Annotated in this window: 17 protein-coding genes; 1 reads left to right on the forward strand and 16 read right to left on the reverse strand. The window is 70.7% G+C overall.

The genetic code is table 11. The annotated features are described in order from the left end of the window. Window positions 1-6 precede the first annotated feature (6 nt). From AB0J78_RS23010 to AB0J78_RS23085, 16 genes are all read right to left on the reverse strand, one after another. Window positions 7-780: a pseudouridine synthase gene (locus AB0J78_RS23010; RefSeq protein WP_363792233.1), complete on the reverse strand. Its 774-nt coding sequence runs from the start codon at window positions 778-780 to the stop codon at window positions 7-9. Further along, entirely contained in the window at window positions 770-1459 is a 690-nt protein-coding gene (gene scpB / locus AB0J78_RS23015; protein WP_363792235.1) for an SMC-Scp complex subunit ScpB, read from the reverse strand. The genes AB0J78_RS23010 and scpB overlap by 11 nt, the downstream gene beginning before the upstream one ends. Next, window positions 1459-2364: a segregation/condensation protein A gene (locus AB0J78_RS23020; protein ID WP_363792237.1), complete on the reverse strand. Its 906-nt coding sequence runs from the start codon at window positions 2362-2364 to the stop codon at window positions 1459-1461. Before AB0J78_RS23020 ends, scpB begins: the two co-directional genes overlap by 1 nt. After that, window positions 2361-2720 carry a hypothetical protein gene (locus AB0J78_RS23025; RefSeq protein ID WP_363792239.1) on the reverse strand — a complete coding sequence of 120 codons (360 nt, stop codon included), beginning with the start codon at window positions 2718-2720 and terminating at the stop codon, window positions 2361-2363. The genes AB0J78_RS23020 and AB0J78_RS23025 overlap by 4 nt, the downstream gene beginning before the upstream one ends. Next, on the reverse strand, window positions 2717-3658 hold the full coding sequence (locus AB0J78_RS23030) for a ParA family protein (RefSeq protein ID WP_363792241.1): 942 nt from the start codon (window positions 3656-3658) through the stop codon (window positions 2717-2719). Before AB0J78_RS23030 ends, AB0J78_RS23025 begins: the two co-directional genes overlap by 4 nt. 174 nt (window positions 3659-3832) lie before the next feature. Continuing rightward, window positions 3833-4780, reverse strand: coding sequence for a site-specific tyrosine recombinase XerD (gene xerD / locus AB0J78_RS23035; protein WP_363792243.1), 948 nt, complete (start codon window positions 4778-4780; stop codon window positions 3833-3835). After that, on the reverse strand, window positions 4777-5433 hold the full coding sequence (locus tag AB0J78_RS23040; protein ID WP_363792245.1) for an NUDIX hydrolase: 657 nt from the start codon (window positions 5431-5433) through the stop codon (window positions 4777-4779). The genes xerD and AB0J78_RS23040 overlap by 4 nt, the downstream gene beginning before the upstream one ends. A gap of 76 nt (window positions 5434-5509) precedes the next feature. Next, window positions 5510-7228, reverse strand: a complete 1719-nt coding sequence (locus tag AB0J78_RS23045; RefSeq protein WP_363792247.1) for a CTP synthase — start codon at window positions 7226-7228, stop codon at window positions 5510-5512. Window positions 7229-7461: 233 nt separating this feature from the next. Beyond that, window positions 7462-8406: a copper transporter gene (locus AB0J78_RS23050; RefSeq protein WP_363792249.1), complete on the reverse strand. Its 945-nt coding sequence runs from the start codon at window positions 8404-8406 to the stop codon at window positions 7462-7464. Beyond that, window positions 8403-9587: a putative cytokinetic ring protein SteA gene (steA, locus tag AB0J78_RS23055; RefSeq protein WP_363792251.1), complete on the reverse strand. Its 1185-nt coding sequence runs from the start codon at window positions 9585-9587 to the stop codon at window positions 8403-8405. Before steA ends, AB0J78_RS23050 begins: the two co-directional genes overlap by 4 nt. Before the next feature lie 294 nt (window positions 9588-9881). Beyond that, complete coding sequence (gene recN, locus AB0J78_RS23060; RefSeq protein ID WP_363792253.1) at window positions 9882-11678, reverse strand: DNA repair protein RecN; 1797 nt, start codon at window positions 11676-11678, stop codon at window positions 9882-9884. 101 nt (window positions 11679-11779) lie between these two features. Beyond that, window positions 11780-12667 (reverse strand): NAD kinase, encoded by an 888-nt coding sequence (locus tag AB0J78_RS23065; protein WP_363792255.1) that lies wholly within the window; start codon window positions 12665-12667, stop codon window positions 11780-11782. Beyond that, window positions 12664-13518 carry a TlyA family RNA methyltransferase gene (locus tag AB0J78_RS23070; RefSeq protein WP_363792257.1) on the reverse strand — a complete coding sequence of 285 codons (855 nt, stop codon included), beginning with the start codon at window positions 13516-13518 and terminating at the stop codon, window positions 12664-12666. Before AB0J78_RS23070 ends, AB0J78_RS23065 begins: the two co-directional genes overlap by 4 nt. Before the next feature lie 4 nt (window positions 13519-13522). Then, the gene (locus tag AB0J78_RS23075) at window positions 13523-13753 is read right to left on the reverse strand and encodes a hypothetical protein (RefSeq protein WP_207918964.1); all 231 of its coding nucleotides are present in this window, start codon (window positions 13751-13753) and stop codon (window positions 13523-13525) included. 91 nt (window positions 13754-13844) lie between these two features. After that, on the reverse strand, window positions 13845-14834 hold the full coding sequence (locus AB0J78_RS23080; RefSeq protein ID WP_363792298.1) for an HAD-IIA family hydrolase: 990 nt from the start codon (window positions 14832-14834) through the stop codon (window positions 13845-13847). A gap of 5 nt (window positions 14835-14839) precedes the next feature. Beyond that, window positions 14840-15553, reverse strand: coding sequence for a hypothetical protein (locus AB0J78_RS23085; RefSeq protein WP_363792259.1), 714 nt, complete (start codon window positions 15551-15553; stop codon window positions 14840-14842). 39 nt (window positions 15554-15592) lie between these two features. On the opposite strand from AB0J78_RS23085, the gene AB0J78_RS23090 reads away from it, so the two are divergent. After that, complete coding sequence (locus tag AB0J78_RS23090) at window positions 15593-16987, forward strand: hypothetical protein (RefSeq protein ID WP_363792261.1); 1395 nt, start codon at window positions 15593-15595, stop codon at window positions 16985-16987. The last annotated feature ends 323 nt before the right edge of the window (window positions 16988-17310 follow it).

Consider the following 17310-nt stretch of genomic DNA (forward strand, 5'->3'; position numbering starts at 1 on the left):
GCAAGCTCACATGTCGACGATCTTGTAGAGGGACGCGACCTCCTGGCCGTTGAGGGGGCGGATCGCGCCCTGGCGCTCAGTGGTGAGCTGCACGTCGCCGATGCGGGTGCGCACCAGTCGCTGCACCGGGTGCCCGACGTGCTTGAGCAGCCGGCGCACGATGCGCTTGCGGCCCTCGTGGAGCACGATCTCCACCAGCGCGCGGTTCTGGTTCTGGTCGACCAGCTTGAAGCGGTCCACCTTGACCGGGCCGTCCTCCAGCTCCACGCCCTCGCGCAGCCGCTGCCCGAGGTCCTTCGGGATCGGTCCCAGCACCTCGGCCATGTAGGTCTTGCGCACCTTGTACGACGGGTGCATCAGCCGGTTGGCGAGCTCGCCGTCGTTGGTGATCAGCAGCAGACCCTCGGTGTCCTGGTCCAGGCGCCCCACGTGGAACAGCTTGCCCTGGCGCTCCCGCAGGTAGTCACCGATGCACGGACGTCCCTTGTCGTCGGACATGGTGCACAGGATCCCGGCGGGCTTGTTCAGCAGCAGGTGCGTCAGGTTGCTGTTGGTCATCACCCGGCTGCCGTCGACGTGGATCACCGCGGTCTCCGGGTCGACGCGGCGGCCCAGCTCCATGACGACCTCGCCGTTGACCTCGATGCGGCCCTCGACGATCATCTCCTCGGCCGCCCGCCGAGACGCGACACCGGCCTGCGACAGGACCTTCTGCAGGCGCACCCCCTCTTCGTTGGGGTCCTTCGCGGCACTGGAGGGGGAACGGCGTTCAGACGTCATCGATCGAATCCACTTCGGGCAACAGGGGTGCGAGCGGCGGCAAGTCCTTGAGCGACGACAGCCCCAGCCGTTCCAGGAACAGCTCGGTCGTGCAGTACAGGATGCCGCCCGTCTCCGGGTCGGTGCCGGCCTCGCTAATCAGGCCGCGCCCCACAAGGGTACGGATGACGCCGTCCACGTTCACACCCCGTACCGCCGCGACGCGGGAGCGCGTCACCGGCTGTCGGTAGGCGATCACCGCGAGGGTCTCCAGCGCAGCGCGGGTCAGCTTGGTCCGCTGCCCGTCGAGCAGGTAGCGCTCGACGTAGGGCGCGTACTTCTCGCGCGAGTAGAAGCGCCAGCCGTCACCGACGTAGCGCAGGTCGATGCCGCGCTCGCTCTCCGCGTAGCCCTCGGAAAGCCTCCGCAGCGCGGAGCGGACCCGGGCGACCGGCTGCTCCAGCGTCTCCGCGAGCAGCTCGTCCCCCGCCGGCACGTCCACGACCAGCAGCAACGCCTCCAGGGCGGCATCCAGCTCGGAATCGGCGGTGAGATCGGGAGCCCCGGTGGTCTCCACCGCCTCATCGGCCGCCGCCTCCGGTGCGGGTTCGGCGGGAGCTTCGCCGCCCACCTCGGCACCCTCCGGACCCGTCACCTCGTCCGGCTGCGCGTCGACTTCGGGTTCCGCTTCGGCGGCCATCAGCCGTACTCCTCTTCTTCCCGGTTGGCTCGCTGTGCCTCGGCCTCGGCCTGCGCCTGGGCGATGCTGCCGCCGACCCAGCTCACCTGCAGCTCGCCGAGTGGGCTGTCCTGCTCGAACTGCACGACCTTCTCCCGGTACAACTCCAGCAGCGCCAGGAACCTGGCCACCACCTCGACGGTGTGCCCGCAGTCCGACACCAGGTCGGTGAAGGTCAACGTGCCCTTCTCCGCCAGCCGCACCCGCAGCAGGGCGGCATGCTCGCGCACCGACACCCCGTGCTGGTGGATGTGGTCCAGCGACACCGTCGGCGGCGGTTTCGGCCGGAACACCGACGCGGCGATCTCGGCGAACCGCTGCGGGTCGACGCCGATCACCACCTCCGGCAGCAGGTTCTCGTAGCGCTCCTCCACCGACACCGAGCGCGGGTAGCGGCGCAGCGCGCCGGCTTCCAGCTCGGCGAACAGCGCGGCCACCTGCTTGTAGGCGCGGTACTGCAGCAACCGCGCGAACAGCAGGTCGCGGGCTTCCAGCAGCGCGAGGTCGGCCTCGTCCTCGACGTCGGCGGCGGGCAGCAGCCGGGCGGCCTTGAGGTCCAGCAGGGTCGCGGCGACCACCAGGAACTCGGTGGTCTCGTCCAGGTCCCAGTGCTCACCGAGCGTGCGGGTGTAGGCGATGAACTCGTCGGTGACCTTGTGCAGCGCCACCTCGGTGACGTCGAGCTCGTGCGCGGAGATCAGTTGGAGCAGCAGGTCGAAGGGACCCTCGAAGTTCTCCAACCGCACGGTGAACTTCCCGTCACCAGGCTGAGCTTCGGCCTCAGCTAACGAGGAATCCTGTTGTGCTGCATCGACCCCGGCGTCGGACGGTGCGAGTTCGGCGCCGGGTTGCGGGGCATCGGTCACTCGCCGGACTCCCGCAGGTGCCGCACCAGCACCGAGTCCGCACCGTGCTCGGTGAAGTCGGCCAGCAGCACCGCGATCGCCTCGCGCACGACGCGACCGCGGTCCACGGCGATGCCGTGGTCCGCCCGCAACGCGAGCCGAGCCTGCTCCAAACCCAGCAACTCCTCGTCGGACACGTACACGGTGATCTTCGAATCGTGCTTGCGCCGACCGGAACCCGCCGACAGCGCTCGCCCCTGCTCCTTGACCGGGGCGGGCGGCGTCGGGTCCTCCTGCGGCGCGGAGCCCTGATCCGTCCGAGGCACAGTAGTACGGAACAGTTCAGCGGCCCCGGGCAGGGCGACCCGACGTGTCATCGAGCGATCACCTCGCGGGCCAGCGCCCGGTACGCCTGGGCCCCCGCGGAACGCGGCGCCCACCTGGTGATCGGCTCACCGGCGACCGTGGTCTCCGGGAACCGCACCGTCCGGTTGATCACCGAGTCGTAGACGACGTCGCCGAACGCTTCCACCACGCGCTGCATGACCTCGCGGGAGTGCAGCGTGCGCGGGTCGAACATCGTCGCCAGGATGCCGCTGATCTCCAGCTTCGGGTTCAGCCGCTCGCGCACCTTCTCGATGGTGTCGATCAGCAGCGCCACCCCGCGCAGGCTGAAGAACTCGCACTCCAGCGGGATGATGACGCCGTCGGCGGCCGCCAGCGCGTTCACCGTGAGCAGGCCGAGCGAGGGCTGGCAGTCCACCAGGATGTAGTCGTACTCCTCGATCGACTGCCGCAGCACGCGGTGCAGGGTCTGCTCGCGGCCGACCTCGGTGACCAGCTGCACCTCGGCGGCGGAGAGGTCGATGTTGCTGGGCAGCAGGTCCATGCCCTCGACGGTGGTGCGGCGCACCACGTCCTCGACGGCGACCCCGCGCTCCATGATGACGTTGTAGATCGTCTGGTCGAGCTGGTGCGGCTGAACGCCGAGGCCGACCGAAAGCGCGCCCTGCGGGTCGAAATCCACCAGCAGCACCCGGCGCCCGTGTTCAGCGAGCGCGGCACCGAGGTTGATCGTCGAAGTGGTCTTGCCGACGCCGCCCTTCTGGTTGCACATCGCCAGCACCGACGCGGGACCGTGCTCGTCCAGCAGCGGAGGTTCGGGGATGTACCGGAGCGGCCGACCGGTGGGACCGAGACCGCGGGCGTCCTGGTTCTGATCGGCGTTGGCCGCAGGACCTGTGGTCTCGGGGGCGATGCTCAGGTCGACCGCGCCCCGAGGCCGCCGGGAGGCGGAAGGATGCGGCAACGACATGGCGATCTGACTCCTTCGGTACCGGTGGCGATCGATCGCAGCCTAAGTCGCTCAAACGACCTGCGGCAACGTGCCTCGCCGTGGTGTCGGTAATTGGGTCGGCGGAAGTTCGTGATGTTCGTGTGATGAAGATCTACCGCTTTCGGTGAACGCGCGCATGCGCAAGCGGTGATCTCACCCCGAAAGGTGCGCGCGCGGATGTGCCGTGGCGTAGACCTCCCGAAGCGTGTTGACCGTGACCAGCGTGTACACCTGCGTCGTCGTCACCGAAGCGTGCCCCAGCAACTCCTGCACCACGCGCACATCAGCCCCTCCTTCGACCAGGTGCGTGGCGAAGGAATGGCGCAGCACGTGCGGTGAAACCGTTTCCGCGATTCCCGCCCGTTGCGCAGCTGTTTTCAACGCGTTCCACGCGCTTTGGCGAGAAAGTCCGGTTCCGCGCGAATTCAGGAACACCGCGGAACTGCCTCGCCCGCGCGCCACCAGCACGGGCCGCGCCCGCACCAGGTACGCCTCCAGCATCGCCAGCGCGGGACGCCCGATCGGCACGAGCCGCTGCCTGCCGCCCTTTCCGTCCAGCAGAACGGTCCGGTCGGTGCGGTCGATGTCGTCGACGTCGAGCCCGACCGCCTCGGAGATGCGCGCTCCGGTCGAGTACAGCAGTTCCAGCAGCGCCCGATCCCGCAGCCCGCGCGGATCGTCGCCGCCGGAGTGCTCCAGCAGCCGTCCCACGTCGTCGACCGACAGCGCCTTCGGCAGCCGCTTCGGCGGGCTCGGCGGGGCGACCTCGCGCGCCACGTCGACGGCGATCCTGCCCTCGGCGTGCGCGAACCGGTGCAGGCCGCGCGCGGCCACCAGCGCCCGCGCCGCCGAGGACGACGCCAGCGGCGGCCGGCCTTCGACGCCTTCGCGCAGCTGCGCCAGGAACTCCGCCAGGTGCTCGGTGCGCACCTCACCGAGCCCGGAAACGCCTCGGGTCACCAGGAATTCCGCGTACCTGCGCAGGTCGCGGGCGTAGGAGTCCAGCGTGCTGCGCGCGGTTCCGCGCTCGACCGCGAGGTGGTCGAGGTATTCGCCGACGGCGGTGCGCAACCCCGGCGGCAGCGACTCGAAACCCTTCACCGGGCGGCGAATCGCAGCGGCCGGTCGATCCACTCGGCGTCGGCCGGGCGGGGCTGCGCGACACCGTCGCGGGCCGCCTTGGCGGCCAGCAGACCGGCCACCGCGGGACCGTTCACGATCTCCCCCGCGAACGCCATCCGCACCGCCTCCGCCAGCGGGAACCGCTCGATGACCAGGTCCGCTTCCTCGTCGCCGACGGCGTCGGGACGGGGCGCCTCGGACAGCCCGGTGGCCAGGAACACGCGCACCACCTCGTCGGTGAAGCCCGGCGACGTGGCCACGTCGACCAGCACCGACCAGTCCTCGGCGGCCAGTCCCGCCTCCTCGGCGAGCTCGCGCTGCGCGGTGCGCACCGGCGGCTCGCCGGCGACGTCCAGCAGACCGGCGGGGAGTTCCCACAGCCTGCGGCCGATCGGATAGCGGTACTGGTGGACCAGGACGACCCGGTCCTGCTCGTCGATCGCGGCGATGGCCACGGCGCCGTAGTGCTCCACGACCTCTCTGCGGGCGTGACCTCCGCCGGGCATGCCCACTTCGTCCGCCCGCAGCGCCAGGATCCGCCCGACGTAGACGTCTTCGCTGGCCAGCGTGGTGAACTCGTGCTCTCCGTTGGTGCGCGCGACACCGCTACCCGTGGTCTCCACGAGGACCACCCTAGAGCCGATCGCCCGCCGATGAAGCGGCCCGCACCACCGTCACCGGTCGTGCGGGCCGCTCACCTGCGATGAATCAAGCTCCGGCGGGTTCGGACTCCGGCTCCGGAGCGGCCGTCTCCAGCTCCACCGGGAGCCGCTCGGCCGCCTGGTAGTCGATGGCCGCCTTCACGAACGCCGCGAACAGCGGGTGCGGGCGGGTCGGACGGCTCTTGAGCTCCGGGTGCGCCTGCGTGCCCACGAAGAACGGGTGGATCTCGCGGTCCAGCTCGACGAACTCGACCAGGCGGTCGTCGGGCGAGGTGCCGGAGAAGACCACGCCGGCCTTGCTCAGCCGGTCCCGGTAGGAGTTGTTGACCTCGTAGCGGTGCCGGTGCCGCTCGTGGACCTCGGTGGTGCCGTAGGCCTCGGCGACGATCGAGCCCTCGCCCAGCTTCGCCGGGTAGGAACCCAGCCGCATCGTGCCGCCCATGTCCCGGTCACCCGAGATCACGTCGTGCTGGTCGGCCATGGTGCTGATCACCGGGTGCTGGCAGGGCTCCTCGAACTCGGTGGAGTTCGCGCGCTCCAGACCGCCCAGCGACCGGGCCGCCTCGATCACCATGCACTGCAGGCCCAGGCACAACCCGAGGACCGGGATGTTGTTGGTCCGCGCGTAGCGGATGGCGCCGAGCTTGCCCTCGATGCCGCGCACGCCGAACCCGCCCGGGATCAGCACGCCGTCCACGCCGGCCAGGGCCTGCGCCGCGCCGGAGTCGGTCTCGCAGGTGTCCGAACCGACCCAGGAGATCTGCACCTTGGCGTGGTGGGCGAACCCGCCCGCGCGCAGGGCTTCGGTCACCGACAGGTACGCGTCGGGCAGGTCGACGTACTTGCCGACCAGCGCGATGCGCACCCGCTCGGAGGGGTTGTGCACCCGGTCCAGCAGGTCTCCCCACACCGACCAGTCGACGTCGCGGAACGGCAGGCCGAGCCTGCGCACCATGTAGGCGTCCAGGCCCTCGCTGTGCAGCACCTTCGGGATGTCGTAGATCGACGGCGCGTCCGGGCAGGCCACCACGCCGTCGGTGTCGACGTCGCACATCAGCGCGATCTTGCGCTTGAGGTCGGAGGGCAGCTCGCGGTCGGCGCGGCAGACCAGCGCGTCCGGCTGGATGCCGATGTTGCGCAGCGCCGCCACCGAGTGCTGGGTGGGCTTGGTCTTGAGCTCGCCCGACGGCGCCAGGTACGGCACCAGCGAGACGTGCAGGAAGAAGCAGTTGTCCCGGCCCACGTCGTGGCGGACCTGGCGGCAGGCCTCCAGGAACGGCAGCGACTCGATGTCGCCGACGGTGCCACCGACCTCGGTGATCACCACGTCAGGCGTGACGCCGTTCTCGTCGGGCTCGGCCATGGCCCGGATGCGGGCCTTGATCTGGTCGGTGATGTGCGGGATGACCTGCACCGTGTCGCCCAGGTACTCGCCGCGACGCTCCTTGGCGATGACCGCGGAGTACACCTGGCCGGTGGTGACGTTGGCGTTGCGGGTCAGATCGCGGTCCAAGAACCGCTCGTAGTGACCGATGTCCAGGTCGGTCTCGGCGCCGTCCTCGGTGACGAACACCTCACCGTGCTGGAAGGGGTTCATCGTCCCCGGATCGACGTTCAGGTAGGGGTCGAGCTTCTGCATGGTCACCCGCAGGCCGCGGGAGGTGAGCAGTTCGCCCAGGCTGGACGCCGTGAGCCCCTTCCCCAACGACGAGGCAACGCCCCCCGTTACGAAAACATGCTTGATAGTGCGTGCTTGCGGCACCAAGAAAAGCTCCCCGTGGTCAAGCCGTCGCCTGGCTGGATTTCTGCGCTGGCAGGACGGCTGGATCCGTCGCTCCCACGGAATTCCAGCCTAACGCACGACGGTCGAGGCCCGCACCGAGACCCGCCCTACCTGGAAAACGCGAACCGGCCGGGTCAACCGCCATCCGGCGGCCTACCGGCCGGTCAACCGTGACGTCTCGGTGAACCGCGCACGACCAGGGGCGAACCCGCGGGTCACGAAGCGCCGCGGGTGCCCGGCACGGGCCCCTGCGCGCTGCTGGCCACACCGTAGTGCCCGGCCTGCCGGTCCGCCTGCTCGCGGGCGGCCATCACGACCGCCACCCGACCGGCACCGGTCTCCGCGTTGTCCACCGTGGAAAGGCTCGACGACATCGCCGGGTCCACGCGCGCCACGCCGACCGCACCGCGCCCGTCGGCGGACCCGGTCGTACCGGCCAAGACAGCGCCCTGCCCGGAGCGGTCGACCTGGGTGGCGAAGCGCGCCAGCGCCGTCGCCCGGTCCGCCGCGTTGTCGCCCTCCACGCGACCGCCGGTGAGCACCACCGCCAGCTGCGCGGGACGCAGTCCCTCCGACGCGGTCGCGTAGCCGCCACCGGCCAGGCCGGACAGCGCCGCCGCGCGGGCGTCGTCGGCGGCCTGCGGCTGCCCGGTCTGCGGGTTGACCAGCGTCAGCGGGCCGATGAGGCCGCCGGCGAGGGTGCCCGGGTCCGCCGCCGTGGGCAGCTGGACCCCGGCGGGCAGCAGCTGGGTGACGACGCCGCGCAGCTGGTCGGTGCGGTCCGGGTCGGTGAGCGCCTCGCCGAGGCGAACCTCACCGGTGACGTCGGCGCCGGAGTCGCGCAGCAGCTTGGTCATCGCGGTGCGCTGGCCGTCGTCGGTGTCGGCGGAGCTGATCACCACCACGCTGCGGCCGGCGAGCTGATCCCGCACGGCCATCGGCGCGATGGTCGTGTCGAACTGGTCGGCGGCGTCGGCCTGGGCCTTGAGCTGGGCGCGCTCGGCACCCAACTCGTCGACCTGAGCGCGCAGCTCCTGCTTCTCCCCGCTCACGGCCGTCAGCAGGCCTTCGCTGACCGAGCTGGTGCCCAGCACCACGCCCACGGCCAGCGCGAGGAAGACCGCGGCGATCGAGATGATGTGGTAGCGCAGCGTGATCACGAGAACAGCCCCTTGAAGTAGGCCGACACGACACCGGCGGTGTCGGCCATCTGGCTCATGGCGGCGGAGCCGAGCCCGGACACCAGCAGCGCCACGGCGACCACCAGCAGCACCGCCAGCACCAGCAGCACCACGGCCGACATCGGCGTGCGGTTGCGCTGCAGCGCGGCGACTGCCGGGCCGTCGATGACCTTGCTGCCCAGCCGAAGCCGGGTCAGGAACGTCGACGGGTTCGAACCCGAGCGGCCGCGGTCGAGGAATTCGCTGAGCGTGGCCTGGAACCCGACGGTCACCACCAGGCTCGCCTGGTGCGCGTCGGCCAGCAGCAGCGCGAGGTCCTCCGGGTTGCCGGAGGCGGGGAAGGTCATCGCGCCCACGCCGAGGTCCTGGATGCGCTCCAGGCCGGGCGCGTGCCCGTCCAGGTGCGCGGGGATGACCAGTTCGGCACCGCTGCGCAGCGTGGCTGTGCTGACGGTGTCCGGGGCGGCGACGATGACGTCCGGCTTGTAGCCGGCGCGCTGCAGGGAGTCGGCGCCGCCCTCGACGCCGATCAGCACCGGCTTGTACTCGCGGATGTAGCGCTTGAGGGTGCGCAGGTCGTCGGCGTGGCCGTAACCGGGCGCGACCACCAGCACCTGCCTGCCCTCCATGGAGCCGGAGAGCGCGGGAACGCCGATGCCGTCGAGGATCAGCGTGCGCTCGGTGCGCAGGAACTCGATGGTGTTGGCGGAGAACGCCTCCAGCTGCGTGGACATCCCGGCCTTGGCCTCGATGAGCTGGTCGGCGACCGAGTTGGCGTCCTGCTCGACGCCGCGTCCCAGCTCGCGTTCCCCGGCGAAGACACCGCCCTCGAACAGGCGGATCTTCGCGCCGTCCTTGACCTGGTTGAGGATGTCGCTTCCGACGCCGTCGACGAGCGCGATCCCGGCGGCGAGCAGCACCTCCGGGCCGAGGTTCGGGTAGCGCCCGGAGATCGACGGGGCGGCGTTGACCACACCGATCACCCCGGCCGCCACCAGTGCCTCGGCGCTGCGCCGATCCAGGTCGGCGTGGTCGATCACCGCGATGTCACCGGCGCGGACCCGGCGTGGCAGATCACCGGAGCGGCGTTCCACCCTGGCGACCCCGGCGAGACCGGGCAGGTCCTCCTGCTGTCGAGTCAGCAGTCCGCTGATTTTCATGAGCCGATGGTGACAAACCAATCACCAATCGTGGCCGCGCCACGCCGAACCCACTGCGCCATATGCCGCAGCGCACAAAGAACCAAACAGCCCAACCGCAACCGGCGTCAGGCAAGCGACGCAGTCGCTTTCTCAGTGCCCCATGCGAGCAACTCGCACCGCCGCGGGTTCTCAGACGTCTTCTGGGGAGGACAGCCGTAGCGCCGCGTATTGGTCATACACAAGTCTCGGATCCCGGAGCCAGAAGACGTCTGAGGTTCCGCCACCCGCACCGCCACGCAAGACCCCAGAGTCTTAGGACTTCTTCTTGCCGCTCTTGTTCTTTCGGCCGAACTTCTCTTGCGTCAGCTTGTAGGTCTTCGCGGTCTCGAGCAGCTCTTCGGCGTGCGCACGACCGGTCTCGGTCGACTCCATGCCCGCGAGCATGCGCGCGAGCTCCACCACTCGGCGCTCGTCGGCGACCAGGCGCACGTCGCTCTTGGTGAGACCGCCGTCCACCTGGCCCTTGTCGACCACCAGGTGCCGGTCGGCGAACGCCGCGACCTGCGGGAGGTGGGTGACCACGACGACCTGGTGGGTGCGCGCGAGCCGGGCCAGCCGACGTCCGATCTCCACGGCCGCGCGACCGCCGACACCGGCGTCGACCTCGTCGAAGACGAGCGTGGGCACGGTGTCCGCGTCGGCGAGCACGACCTCCAGCGCCAGCATGACGCGGGAGAGCTCACCGCCCGAGGCGCCCTTGTGGATCGGCAGCGCGGGCGCTCCGGAGTGCGCGATGAGCTGGAGCTCGACCTCGTCGACGCCCTCCGGCCCGGCGTGCAGCCTGCGGTCGTCGACCGGGATCCCGTTCGGGTCGCCGTCCTCTGCTTCCTTGGCGTGCACCAGGACCTGCAGCTTGGCCTGCGCCATCGCCAGTCCGGACAGCTCCTCCGAGACCGCGTCGGCCAGGCGCACGGCTGCTTCGGCGCGGGCCGCGCTGAGCACCTTGGCGTGTTCGGCGAGTTCCACCGCGAGCTCATCGCGGCGGGCCGCCAGCGCGGCCAGCGCCTCCTCGGAGGTGTCCATTCCGGACAGCCGCGAGCGGGCGTCCTCCGCCCAGGCCAGCACTCCGTCGACGTCGGCCGCGTACTTCTTGGTGAGCTGCTTGAGCTCGGCCTGACGGGCCAGCACCTGCTCCAGGCGGGCCGGGTCGGCGTCGAGCTTGTCCAGGTAGGCGCCCAGTTCACCGCCGACGTCGGAGAGCACGGCGACGGCCTCGGCAACGCGCGGTTCGAGTTCCCGCAGCGCCGGGTCCTCCGAGGAGGACAGCCGCCGGGCGGCCTCCCCGATCAGCCCGATCGCGCCCGGGGCCTCCGGGTCGGCGTCAGCGGAACCGGACAGCGCGTGCTGGGCACCTGCGGCGATCTCCCGCAGCTGGTCCACGTCGGCGAGTCGCCGCGCCTCGTCGACCAGCGAAACGTCCTCGCCCGCTTCGGGGTTGACGGCTTCGATCTCGGCCAGCCCGTGGCGCAGCAGGTCGGCTTCGCGGGACAGCTCGCGGGAGCGCTCGGTGCGCTCGGTCAGTTCGCCCACGACCTCGGCCCACTCGGCGCGAACCCGCTGGTAGTCGGCCAGCACGTGCAGCACCGGTTCACCGGCGAAGCGGTCGAGCACCGCGCGCTGCTCGCCGGGGCGCAGCAGCCGCAGCTGGTCGTTCTGCCCGTGCACCGCGAGCACCTGCTCGGAGAGCTCGGAGAGCACGCCGTTGGGCACCGAACGCCCGCCGAGGTGCGCCCGCGAACGCCCGTCGGAGGTCACCGTGCGCAGCGCGATCAGGCTTCCGTCGTCGTCGGGTTCGGCACCGGCGTCGCCGGCGACCTTCGCCGCCGGTGAGTCCGGGGTGGTCGCGAAACGGCCCTCCACGACGGCACGCTGCGCACCGGACCGGACCCGCGAGGCGTCGGCCCTGCCGCCGCTGAGCAGATGGAGTCCCGTGACCACCATCGTCTTGCCCGCGCCCGTCTCACCCGTGACCACGGTCAGGCCGGCGTGCAGTGCGAGCGTGGCGTCGTCGATGACGCCCAGTCCCTGGATACGCATCTCCGCCAACACACACAGCACCCTATCGGCACCGAGCGCCGGAGAACGCCCCACTGCGGTGATCGCCACCGAAATCGTTAGACACTGTGTTCGATCTGCTCGGCAGGCGGTCGCTACTTGGCAGGTCCGCGCCATCCCTGGACGGGCAGCTCGAACTTCCGAACCAGCCGATCGGTGAACGACGTGTCGTGCAGGCGCACCAGGCGGATCGGCGTCGACCCGCCGACGACCTCCACGCGCGCCCCGGGCGGCAGGTCGAACTGCCGCTGACCGTCGCAGCACAGCACCGCGTGGTGTCCGTGCTGGTCGATCTCCATCGCCACCAGGGAATCCCGCGACACCACCAGCGGGCCCGCGAACAGCGCGTGGGCGTTGCTCGGCACGACCAGCAGCGCCTGGACGTCCGGCCACACCACCGGACCGCCCGCGGAGAACGCGTAGGCCGTGGAACCGGTCGGGGTCGAGCACAGCACGCCGTCGCAACCGAACGCCGACACCGGGTGGCCGTCGACCTCGACGACCACGTCCAGGATCCGTTCCCGGCTGCTCTTCTCCACGCTGGCCTCGTTGAGCGCCCAGGTGGAGGCGACCTGGTCGCCGTTGAGCGTCGCGGTGACCTCCAGGGTCATCCGCTCCTCGACGTGGTAGCGGGATTCGACGACGGCGGCGATCGCCTCGTCGAGGGCGTCGGAATCGGCACCGGCCAGGAACCCGACCCTGCCGAGGTTCACCCCGAACAGCGGCACCCCGGCGGGTCGGGCGAGTTCGGCGGCGCGCAGCAGCGTGCCGTCACCGCCGAGCACGAGCACGAGCTCGGTGCCGACGGCGGGGTTCTCGTCCGGTCTCGCGACCTCGCAGGCGGATTCCCGCAGCTCATCGGCTTCGCCGGCGAGCGCCCGGACCTCGATCCCCGCGTCGAGCAGACGACCGGCGACCTTCTCCGCTGTGCGCAGGTTCTGCTCCCTGCCGGTGTGCACCACCAGCAGCACCCGTCGGGTCAACTCCCACTCCCTTGCCGGGATGAATTCCTGGTCGACGTCTGCGGTCCGCGCTCGACCGCGTCCGCCACCATGCTGCTGGCGCGATCGTGGTCCGCTTCGGCGCCCGGCCGCAGCCAGACGAAGAACTCGACGTTCCCGGACGGGCCCGGAAGCGGGCTGGCGACGACGTCGCGCAGTCCCAATCCGTGCTCGGCGGCGAAGTCGACCACTTCCAGCACCGCTTCGGCGCGCAGCTGCGGATCCCTCACCACGCCACCCGAGCCTAGCCGCTGTTTGCCCACTTCGAACTGCGGTTTGACCATCAGGGCGAGATCAGCGTTCTCGGTGGCGCAGGCGACCAGCGCGGGCAGCACGAGCTTCAGCGAGATGAACGACAGATCCGCGACCACCAGGTCCACCTGGCCGCCGATGTCCTCGGGGGTCAGCGACCGCACGTTGGTGCGGTCGTGGATGTGCACCCGCTCGTCGGTCTGCAACTTCCACACCAGCTGGCCGTACCCGACGTCGACGGCGACGACCTCTCGGGCCTCGCGACGCAGCAGCACGTCGGTGAACCCGCCGGTGGAAGCACCCGCGTCCAGGCAACGCTTGCCCGCCACCGACAGCCCGCCCGGCTCGAACGCCTCCAGCGCGCCGACCAGCTTGTGGGCGCCGCGCGAAGCCCAGCCCGGGTCGTCGACGTCGTCGGTGACCAGCACGGGTGCGTCGATCTCCACGGCGGTGGCGGCCTTGCGCGCGATCATGCCGCGCACGCTCACCCGGCCTGCCGCGACCAGTTCTCCAGCGTGTTCCCGGGACCGGGCCAGCCCGCGCCGAACCAGTTCGGCGTCCAGGCGCGCCTTGCGAGGCACTTCGTCAACTCCGAGGGGTGTTCTGGGACTGCAGGTGGTCGGCCTTCGACAACGCCTCGGTCAACGAGCTGTGCACGTTCTCGAAGCGCTGCACGTGCTCGGCGACGGGCTGATCGCGCACCTCGTCGAGCTCGGTCATCGCCGCGGAGATCGCGTCGATCGCCGACTGCCCGTCGTCGGCCTGACGCGCCAGCATCGCCGGGTTGGGCGCCTGCTGCTGCCACGGAGAGGTCATGGGCGGGTACTCCCCTCGATCACCGGTGGGCGCGAACGTTGCGCGGCACCACCTTCACGCTAGCCGACTGATCCAGCACGTTCCCGTCAGGTCAGTCGATGTCCAGCGCCCGCAGCGCCGCGCGCGCCGCGTCGTCGCTGCCCTCCACCTGCACCGGTCCGGAACCCGCCGACCACCACGCCGCGCACAGCGCGCGCAGCGCACCGAGTTCGTCGCCGTCACCCCGCGAGGACAGTTCGAGCCGGTCGCCGACCGCCACCGACCACGCCGGTTGTGCGGCGATGGCGACCTCGGACTGGGGCGAGAACAGGCCGAGCAGATCCGCCGCGACGCTGCCCGGCCGTTCACCGGGCGCGGCCTCCAGCAGGTGGCGAGGCGTGTTGACGCCGGTGAGCACCATCAACGAGGGCATGCCCGCCTTCACCGCACCGGCGATGTCGGTGTCCAGCCGGTCCCCGACCATCAGTGGCCGGTCGGCTCCGGCCGACGACACCGCGCGGTCTAGCAGCGGACGCTCCGGTTTGCCCGCGACCAGCGGGTCCTGGTCGGTGGCCGCGCGCAGCAGCTCGACCAAGGCGCCGTTGCCGGGCATCAACCCGCGTTCGGTGGGCAACGTGCGATCGGCGTTGCACGCCACCCACAGCGCGCCGTCGCGGATCGCCAGGCACGCCTCGGCGAAGTCGCGGTAGCCCAGTTCCGTCGACAGGCCCTGCACGACCGCGACCGGATCGTCGGCGAACTCGGTGACCGGCACCAGACCGAGCCGGTCCACTTCGGACTCCAGCGCTGCGGAACCGACGACCAGCACCCGGGATCCGGCGGGCAGCTTCTCGGCGAGCATCGCCGAACCCGCCTGGGCGCTGGTGCTCACCTCGCTGCGCTCGGCCTTGAGCCCAAGCCCGATCAGGTGGTCGACGACCGCCTGATCGGGCTTGGAGGCGTTGTTGGTGACGTAGCGGACCGGCACGCCGCGGTCGTGCACCCGCTGGATCGCTTCCAGCGCGCCGGGAACCAGTTCCCCGCCCCGGTACACCGTGCCGTCCAGGTCGAACAGCACGACGTCGTGATCGTCGAGCAGCATGCCGCTCACTGCGTCCGCGATCCTCCTTCGGCCGCGGGCTCGGCGCCGGCGCCGTCCTCGTCGACCTCCACGTCGTCCGCGTCCGCCTCGTCGAGGTCGCCTTCCTCGGCGTCGTCCTCGTCGACGTCGTCAGCGTCGTCCTCGTCGAGATCGTCTCCGTCGGCGTCGTCATCGTCGAGGTCGTCATCGTCGTCGTCGATCTCCGCCGCGGCCTCGGCCTCGTTGACCAGTTCCTCGACGACCTCGGGTCCACCGAGCTGCACCGCGAGCTCCTCGAGCCGCTCGGGAGCGTCGGTCTCCTCCTCGTCGTCGGCGTGCGCCGCGTGGACGAACCACGTGAAGGCGTCCCGCTCGCGACCGGCCGCCAGCAGGTTGTCGGCGTAGGCGTAGAACAGCCGGGCGCTCCACGGCTCCTGGATCTTCGGGTCCAGCTCCGGGATCTGCAGGCTGACCACGGACGCCTCGATCTCGTCGAGGTCGCGCCGCGCGCCGGCCGCGACGATCCGCAGCTCGATCTCGTCCTCCTTGTCGAGCTGCAACGCCTCCTCGCTGCGCACCAGCTCGATCGCCCGCTCCGGACGTCCCATCGCCCGCTCGCAGTCGGCCATGATCGCCAGGTGGCCCGGGCCGCCGCCCATCCGACGCGCAGCGCGCAGCTCGGACAGCGCCTCGTTCCACTCGCCCGTCAGGTAGGCGGTGAGACCGTTGGCCTCGCGCACCGACGGGGTCCGGGAGGCCTTCTGCCGCGCGAAGCGGGCGTGCGCCAGGGCGCGCTCGGGGTCCTCGTCGATCAGCTGACCGGCTGCGACCAGGTGCTGCGCGACCTTGTCGGCAGCTCCCTTCGGCAGCGACAGCAGCTCACGGCGGACCTCCGGGTCCAGCTCCGACGGGTCGACGCCGCTCTCGGGGAGCTCCGGCTCGACCGGCTTCGGCGCATCGTCGTCCTTGCGCTCCGGCTTGCGGTCCGCGTCGCGCTTGAAGCCGCCGTCGTCCTTGCGGAAGCCGTCCTTCTTCTTGAAGTCGTCGCGCCGGCCACCGCGGTCGTCGCGTCGGGGACGGTCGTCGCGCTTGAACCCGCCACGGTTGTCGCGGTCATCCCGGCGCGGACGGTCATCCCGATTCCGGTCGTCACGACGGGGACGATCGTCGCGGTTGAAGTTCCCGCGGTTGTCCCGGTCATCACGACGGGGACGGTCGTCACGCTTGAAACCACCACGGTCGTCACGACGGGGACGGTCATCGCGGTTGAAGTTCCCGCGGTTGTCCCGGTCATCACGACGGGGACGGTCGTCACGCTTGAAACCACCACGGTCGTCACGACGGGGGCGATCATCGCGCTTGAAGCCGCCGCGGTCGTCGCGGTTGCGGTCGTTGCGGTAGCCACCGCGATCCGCGCCCCGGTTGTCCCGGCCACGGTCATCGCGACGGAAGTCGCCACCCCGGTTGTCCCGACGATCATCACGCCGGAAACCATCGCGGCCGCCACGGTCATCGCGGCGGGGACGGTCATCGCGGTTGAAGTTCCCGCGGTTGTCCCGGTCATCACGACGGGGACGGTCGTCACGCTTGAAGCCGCCGCGGTCGTCGCGGTTGCGGTCGTTGCGGTAGCCACCGCGATCCGCGCCCCGGTTGTCCCGGCCACGGTCATCGCGACGGAAGTCGCCACCCCGGTTATCCCGACGATCATCACGCCGGTCATCACGCCTGAAGTCATCACGACGCGGACGATCGTCCCGGCGGGCGCCGCCTCGGTCATCCCGGTTGCGGTCGTCGCGCGGGCCCCGGCGATCGTTGTCGTTGAACCGGTCGCGGTTGTTGCGGAACCCACCACGATCATCGCGCGGACCCCGGTTGTCCCGGTCGCCCCGGTGACCACCGCGGTCGTTGCGATCGTTGCGGAACCCACCCCGGTCATCCCGGCTGCGGTCGCCGCGGTAGCCGCCGCGCTCTCCGCCCCGGTTGTCCCGGTCGTTGAAGCGACGCTGACCACCGTCGTTGTCGCGCCGCGGGCCACCGTACGAGCCGCGGCCCTGCGAGTTGCCGCCTGGTTTGCGGTCGTAGTTGCCGCGGCCGCCCTGGCCGCTGCGGCCGGCACCGGCCCCGCGGCGGGGACCGCCGCGCTTGTCGTCGGAACCGGACACCGAACCTCCTGAAGAAGAAAAGCCAAAAAATCTTACCAAGGTAGTAGCCCTGGCTTAGCGCGCCCGTCATCGCGGGGTCTTGATCGACCACCTGCGCCCGTGCTGTCATCCAAGCCCCGAGCGGGACTGAACAGCCACGACCGAACCGCCTTCTACAAATCGTACAGCTCGTCGACCCGCTCCGACCGGCCGGGACCACGGCCGAAGAACCTCACGACGAAAAAGCGGGGCTGGTTGATCCTGCTCGGATCAACCAGCCCCGCGCATAAGGATTGTGTCGGCGGGGGGTTTCTATCCCACACCCCAGCCAGTGCAGTAACAACACCCCAGGGGTG

The organism is Saccharopolyspora sp. NPDC049426 (genome assembly GCF_040676935.1).
GTDB lineage: Bacteria > Actinomycetota > Actinomycetes > Mycobacteriales > Pseudonocardiaceae > Saccharopolyspora.

Bases quoted from the DNA above. Each gene is read 5' to 3' on its own strand.
- AB0J78_RS23010 (WP_363792233.1), bottom strand. From the start codon at position 780: ATGACGTCTGAACGCCGTTCCCCCTCCAGTGCCGCGAAGGACCCCAAC.
- scpB (WP_363792235.1), bottom strand. From the start codon at position 1,459: ATGGCCGCCGAAGCGGAACCCGAAGTCGACGCGCAGCCGGACGAGGTG.
- AB0J78_RS23025 (WP_363792239.1), bottom strand. From the start codon at position 2,720: ATGACACGTCGGGTCGCCCTGCCCGGGGCCGCTGAACTGTTCCGTACT.
- AB0J78_RS23030 (WP_363792241.1), bottom strand. From the start codon at position 3,658: ATGTCGTTGCCGCATCCTTCCGCCTCCCGGCGGCCTCGGGGCGCGGTC.
- steA (WP_363792251.1), bottom strand. From the start codon at position 9,587: ATGAAAATCAGCGGACTGCTGACTCGACAGCAGGAGGACCTGCCCGGT.
- AB0J78_RS23075 (WP_207918964.1), bottom strand. From the start codon at position 13,753: ATGACCTCTCCGTGGCAGCAGCAGGCGCCCAACCCGGCGATGCTGGCG.
- AB0J78_RS23080 (WP_363792298.1), bottom strand. From the start codon at position 14,834: ATGCTGCTCGACGATCACGACGTCGTGCTGTTCGACCTGGACGGCACG.